General features: G+C 32.5%; 1 protein-coding gene. It reads left to right on the top strand.

Annotated elements, in window-relative coordinates:
- The first annotated feature begins 114 nt into the window (after window positions 1-114).
- On the top strand, window positions 115-528 hold the full coding sequence (locus IQR33_RS30995) for a YscW family type III secretion system pilotin (RefSeq protein WP_047102708.1): 414 nt from the start codon (window positions 115-117) through the stop codon (window positions 526-528).
- Window positions 529-692: the final 164 nt, after the last annotated feature.

Below are 692 nucleotides of genomic sequence, written 5' to 3'. Positions count from 1 at the left end.
CGATTTATTGTCCGCTTGTAGTATAAATATAAGTTGATCTTTTATATTTTTACATAAAGAATTGTGTGAATTTCAAATGAGCTAGATTATATAAAATACGTTTATGGGGTCATAATGAACAATTCTATATGGGCTGGTTTTATTGGGTTATTCATACTGAGTGGGTGCAGTCAGACTGTGTCCGTCAATGGGGTGGATGGCTTTGATACACAGAGTCAGGCATCAGTCTATGGTTGGGTTTCTGTCGACGGCTACTTTCCACCTTCGATTACTTCTCTTGAAGTGGAAATATGTAAAATTATTGATAATCAATGCTTTAAATCGGCATCTCAGAGCTACCAAGGTGTTCAGTTGCCTGTGCAGTATTCGTTTTTAATTGCACCAATTCAAGCTGGTGAAGGAAAAATGAAGATTATTGGAAAGCTTTATTCAAACGGTGATCTCGTTGCGGAAAAAGAAAAGAACTATTTATTTTTTGAGGGAAATAAACAAGAAAACTTGATTCTTGTTCCAAAAATAAACAGATAAAATTTTAAGTACTACATTTTTATTAGAATTTTCTAATTTATAAAAATAAAGACTATATCTTTCCTGTTGTGAAAGATTTGTTGTCTTTTATAAACATTAATTACATGACTTTGAAGTCATCGGGTCAGTTGTTTTTTAGACTCATACTTGTTGCAAAAACAGTA

Origin of the sequence: Vibrio sp. OPT46 (assembly GCF_015163535.1) — a bacterium.
Classification (GTDB): Bacteria; Pseudomonadota; Gammaproteobacteria; order Enterobacterales; family Vibrionaceae; genus Vibrio; species Vibrio alginolyticus.
The sequence above is the reverse complement of the archived record's forward strand: the minus strand, read 5'-3'. Positions and strand labels throughout refer to the sequence as shown.